Source organism: Bacteroides sp. UBA939, assembly GCF_002293435.1.
Taxonomy (GTDB): Bacteria; Bacteroidota; Bacteroidia; order Bacteroidales; family Bacteroidaceae; genus Bacteroides.
Genome location: NZ_DBDF01000167.1, coordinates 317 through 6,192, shown reverse-complemented (window position 1 = coordinate 6,192; position 5,876 = coordinate 317). Strand labels below are relative to the sequence as shown.

Annotated in this window: 2 protein-coding genes; both read right to left on the bottom strand. The window is 47.6% G+C overall.

The features are described 5' to 3' along the window. Positions 1-199: 199 nt before the first annotated feature. Positions 200-2,761: a glycoside hydrolase family 3 C-terminal domain-containing protein gene (locus B2Z67_RS10570; protein WP_291529797.1), complete on the bottom strand. Its 2,562-nt coding sequence runs from the start codon at positions 2,759-2,761 to the stop codon at positions 200-202. After that, on the bottom strand, positions 2,758-5,625 hold the full coding sequence (locus B2Z67_RS10565) for a glycoside hydrolase family 3 C-terminal domain-containing protein (RefSeq protein ID WP_291529796.1): 2,868 nt from the start codon (positions 5,623-5,625) through the stop codon (positions 2,758-2,760). Before B2Z67_RS10565 ends, B2Z67_RS10570 begins: the two co-directional genes overlap by 4 nt. Positions 5,626-5,876 lie beyond the last annotated feature (251 nt).

Sequence of the window (5,876 nt, the reverse complement as noted above, 5' to 3'; positions counted from 1 at the left end):
CACCTAAAGTGACGAAGAACCCAAAACCCTGGGAGGGAGAAATCTGTATTTCCCCCTGAATTCATCCCGCGAAGCGAGAAAATTCATCTCGTGAGACGGAAAAATTCGTCTCGTGAGATGAATTTATCGGTTTCAGTGTGGTGCAGCAATCGGTTTCAGTGCAGTGCAATCGGTTCCGGTGTGATGCACTGTGGTATCATCAATCCACCATATACTTCATCTGCAAACGAATATCTTTGGAAGAAGCGCCGACCATAATCTCGCATTCTCCCTTCGGCACTACAAATCCTTCTTTCTCCGTATCCCAGTAACGAAGCAATTCCTTATTAAGTTTGATTTCCACCAGACAGCTTTCTCCTGCTTTCAAGGGAACACGCTGAAAGCCTTTCAACTCTTTTATCGGAGTAATACCACCGGGTTCCGGTATCCGCACATACACTTGGGGGACTTCATCACCTTTCCTCTTTCCCGTATTCTTTAAGCGGAAAGACACTGTGACTTCGTTCCCTTCGCCCTTCACTTTCAGGTCACTATATTTAAAGGAAGAATAACTCAGCCCGTAACCAAAAGGATACAGCACATCCCCCTTGAAGTATTTATAAGTGCGCCCTTTGGTAACGTCATAATCATCGAATGAAGGCAATTCGTCCAAAGACTTATAATACGTCAGCGGTAAACGTCCGGCAGGGTTATAATCGCCAAATAATACTTCGGCAACGGCTGTTCCTCCCTGTTCGCCCGGATACCAGGCATTCACTATGGCCGGTATATGTTCGTCCATCCAGTTGATAGCCAATGAACTGCCTGCCACCAGAACAACTATGATATTAGGATTCACTTTATAGATTTCCTGCAAGAACTCTCTTTGGTCTGCCGGAAGCTGAATGTCATAACGGTCTTGCCCTTCACGTTCTATCGACTTATTGATTCCCATCACGGCAATCACGGTTTCACACTCGCGGACTGCCTTCCCGGCTTCTCCATACAAATCGAGCCGGGTGGCTTTCCCTATCTGCGGAACCTTCCATTGCAACTTCGCAATGGCATAATCCCGGTTGTCGTAGTATTCCGCTTTCAATTGATATTCTTTTCCTGCTTCAAGATAGATGGAAGCCGAGTCTGTGGATATTGCATGTCCGTTCCAGGCGTCAACCAACAGTTGTCCGTCAATACTCAAACGGCAACCGTCGTCTGAAGTAAAGCTGAATGTATAATGACCGGAGATGGCGGGTTTCAGCTTACCCGTCCAACGGATAGAAAGCGGAGACTTGGGAAGGAACGGGTCGGGCGCCTGATTGGCAGGTTCAAAGTTGATCCAAGCCTCCTTGCGTACTTTCGGTGTACCTTCCAGGCGGGGATTATCGAAATATTCCGCTCGTAGTCCTTCCGGAAAGCTCTCGCCTTGAATAAGTTCCAGACCGTCAGTTGCCGACTTCCAGGGAGCATACACCACCTTTACTTTATCGCCTACCCTGTTCCGGATGCCTTGCAATATGGAAACAGGCTCTACTACCGGAGCGCCGCTATAATCGCCAAACTCACATTTGCCGGCATTAATGCCCACTACGGCTATTGACTTTACTTTGCCGACATTCAGCGGAAGCATGTTTTTCTGATTCTTCAATAGAACAATGCATTCGCGGGCAGCATCCAAAGCTATCTGCTGATGTTCTTTGGAACCAATTACTGATGGTGAAATCCTGGTGTACGGATTCCGCTCCACACTGTCGAAAAGTCCCAGCTTCATACGCGCCGTCAGTACATGGTAGGCGGCGGAATCAATATCGGCCTCCGATACCATATATTGCTTATATGCGTTCAGCAGATATTCATCATAAACGTCGTCTCCGCATTCCAAATCCAGCCCTGCTTTGATTGACAAGGTAGCAGCCGCTTCCTTCGTCTTCACGTATTTATGGGCGCTGACCAACAGGGAAGGTCCTCCGCAATCGGAAACTACATATCCCTGAAATCCCCAATCCTGACGCAACACTTTCTGTAACAGCCAGGCGTTCAGTGTACAGGGAACGTCATTCAGGGCATTATAGGCGGACATGATAGAAGCTGCCTTTCCCTCCTTCACACACATTTCGAAAGCCGGAAAGTAATACTCGCGCAATTGCTTCTCCGAAATCTGCGGATTGCAGACAAAACGGTTATGTTCCTCATTGTTGGCTGCAAAATGCTTGGGAGTAGAAACGATCTTCAAATAACGGGGATCGTCTCCTTGCAAGCCCTGTACGAAAGCAGTTCCCATGATTCCGCTCAGGAAAGGGTCTTCTCCATAGGTTTCAGGAGTACGCCCCCAACGAGGGTCGCGAGCCATATTCACGGTAGGCGACCAGAAAGTAAGCACATCACTGAATTGCTCTTTCTGTTCTTTACCCTGATTCAGTTGGTTCCAGCGGGCGCGTGCTTCGTCTGAAATCACTGTAGCTACTCGCTTCTGTAACACCGGATTCCAGGTAGCCGCCAATCCGATGGCTTGCGGGAATACCGTGAAGCGTCCGGGACGAACGACTCCATGCAATGCCTCGTTACCGTGATAGTATTTATCAATACCTAAACGGGGAATAGCCGGAGAAGTGGCACGCAGCAAACTTATCTTCTCTTCCACCGTCATACGGGAAATCAAATCCATCACCCGCTCGTGTACAGGAGCGTTTTCATTCCTGTACACCTCTTGCGCACACACTGAAAGGCACGAGCAAAGGCAGAAAGCGCCTATCAACAAGAGTTTCCTATATCCTATCGTTTTCATAAAGACACCATTTTATATTTTGTAGTAAAAGCAACCGGTTGCTTATTCTCCTTGGTCAGTTTAAACGGAATCAGCTTTTCTTCTCCCGCTCCCAGTTCATAGTGAATAGCATCTCCTGTTTTCTTACCGTCTACAAACATTTCTACTTTACCTACATCCATCAATGTGCCGTTGTTCCTGACGCTTACCCACACGGTCTTCTGATTCGTCACCAGGTTCTCTTCAACCTTGGATATGGCAAGTGCGAAGTTGGCGGCAAACTGGTGAGTATAGTCAAGCATACCGGAAACACCTTTCTTACTGTCGCTATAGCCTACGCTGTGTTTAATTTGATCGTTGGCTTTATAGTCAGGACTCATTCCTCCTACCATGAACTTGAATTCTCCTTTCTCTACCACCCTGTCCATGCGGTCGTTGAGCAATGAAATGTCATAAGGGGTCAGTTCAAAGGAAACGGTATTCGATTCTCCCGGTTGCAAATGGATGCGGGTGAAGTCTTTCAGTTCCATCACGCGAGTCTTTACAGTGGCGTACATATCCGTAACATATAACTGGGCTACTTCGTCACCGGCGATGCTTCCAGTGTTCTTTACCGTGGCTTCAACCGTCACGTTTCCGTTCGGCTTTTCCTGTATCTTCAGGTTTGAATACTCAAAAGAAGTGTAGCTGAGTCCGAATCCGAAACGATAGAGAGGATAGTATTCCATGTCTACGTATTCATAACGGCGTCCCGAAGTCTTGAAGTTATAATATAAAGGAAGCTGACCTACGTGGCGCGGGAAAGTCATCGGCAGGCGACCGGCGGGATTATAATCGCCAAACAGTACATCGGCCGTTGCCGGACCGCCTTCCTGTCCCGGTAACCAGTTTACCAGAATGGCTTTGCACATTTCGGATGCTTTCAGGATATCATAAGGACGGCCTGCCTGAAGAATCAATACCACCGGTTTTCCGGTAGCACACACGGCTTCCAGCAGTTCCTGCTGTTTGCCCGGAAGGATTAATGTTGCCCAGTCGTTGTTCTCTCCGGACGTTTTGCGGATATCATTGGTGGCTTCGCTGGTAGAACAGTCTCCCAATACCATAATCACGACATCCGATTGGGAAGCGGCTTTCACTGCTTGGGGAATGTTTGTTGCATCAGGGCTGGTAAAGTCGCATCCTTGTTCGTAGAGGACTTTTGTCTGCTTGCCAACTGCGGCTTTGATACCTGTCAATACTGATTTCAACTGTCCCGGTTGCAACTTGGGGGTATAATCGCCCGGTTGAAGATCATCTGCTCCCGGACCCAGTACCGCAATCGTACGCAAGGTCTTCGACAAAGGAAGAAGCTTATCCTTGTTCTCCAGCATTACGATTGATTCGCGTGCTGCCCGGCGCGCCATTGCCTTGTGACTGTCCGAGTTCCATCCCGGATAGATTTTGTTCCAGTCCAATGGTTTGCTGGGATTCTTTTCAAAGAGTTCGTTGCGGAACATGGTAGCCAACATGGTGCGGCATACATTATCCAGGTCTTCCATGTTGATGCGTCCGTCTTTTGCAGCCTGAATCACTTCCTTATCATTATAGGTATCACCGCAATTGGTTGCGATACCGGCAGCCAATGCCTGGTTGGCGGCTTCAATCTTGTCTTTTGCCGTATAGTGCTTACGGGCTGTCAGGTTTCCGATAGCGCCGCAGTCACTGACGATAAATCCGTTGAAGCCCCATTCCTGACGCAGAATCTGTTGCAATAGCTCCTTACTCTTGGAAACCGGTATTCCCATATAATCGGAGTAAGCCATCATCAGGGACTGACAGTCGTAGTTGCGAATTACATGACGGAAGGGAACCAAATGAACCTCACGCATCTCACGTTCGGACAAACCAATGTCATGTGAGTCGCGCCCACCTAACGGAGCGCCGTGTCCGCCGAAATGTTTGGGAGTGGTAAACAGACCTCTGGATTGATACCCTTTAATCCAGGCGCCTCCTAATTGCGAAACCAGTACGGGGTCTTCACCAAAAGTCTCCTCGCAACGTCCCCAACGGGCATCTTGTGCTACATCCAGCACCGGCGACCATGCCTGCTTTGTATTGGCAGCTTTCGTTTCGTCGCCAATCATCGTGGCCACTTCTTCCGTCAGTTTCTTATTCCAGGTAGCTCCCATTGATATAGCTTGCGGGAAGATGGTGGCGCCGCTGCCATACGAGAAGCCATGTATTGCTTCTACCTTCGTGATGGGCGGTATATACAAATGAGGAATGCCGGGAATACCCCAGCCTTCACGAATCAGTTCCATTTTATCCGCCGGTGTCATTACAGCCAGCAGGCTTTCCACGCGTTCTTCTACAGGGAGTGCGGCATCCATATAGCGACGGTCGGCTACTTCCCCCTTGCTGTCTGTTAAGACCTTTTCTGCCACAAGTACCGAGATTTCCTTTAAGGAGAAGGGCTTTGCCAACTTCCCAGGTTTGAAATCTAACTTGACGTGTGCTCCATATTTGGGGTTGAACTTGATGTTCATCTGTTTGTCGTTCCCTTCAATGCGGTAGTCTACAGGGTTACCCAGGTTCATCGGGTCGTAAGTGACGAAGATGTCCAATGCATCCTTCAGTTCGTTCCTGTTGATTCCCTGCATCTGGAGGTTCAGTTCGCAAACATCTCCGGGTTGCTGAATAGTGAACATCAGCCATTGCCCCGCTTGTAATGACTGAGGGGGAAGTGTCCACATTGTTTTTACATTCTTATCAAAGGCAAGAGCAGCATTCTCTGCATTTGCGGAAGCCGATACTGACAATATATCACTTTGTTGCTGTGCCGTCATTGCTACAGAACATGCTAATAATCCTATTGCCAACATCCATTTCTTTTGGTTTCTCATGTTACGCTTGTTGTTTAATACTATATTTTCTTTATCTATTTAGAGCCTGTTTAAATTTTCCTCAAAAAGTTTTTTATTCAGCTTGTTTTGAGCTTCTTTTCGGTCTGTTTTTTCCTGTTTTCACTCGTCACATAGCGCGCTATGTTCCTCATAAAAACAAGAAAAGAGACTGAAAACAAACTTAAAAGAGACTGATAAAATTAATTAGGAATAAATTCAAAACAGCTTCTATACATTAGTGTTAATAATGA

What these genes read in the sequence shown, in the direction of transcription:
- B2Z67_RS10570 (WP_291529797.1), bottom strand. Translation starts at nt 2,761, where the DNA reads ATGAAAACGATAGGATATAGGAAACTCTTGTTGATAGGCGCTTTCTGC.
- B2Z67_RS10565 (WP_291529796.1), bottom strand. Translation starts at nt 5,625, where the DNA reads ATGAGAAACCAAAAGAAATGGATGTTGGCAATAGGATTATTAGCATGT.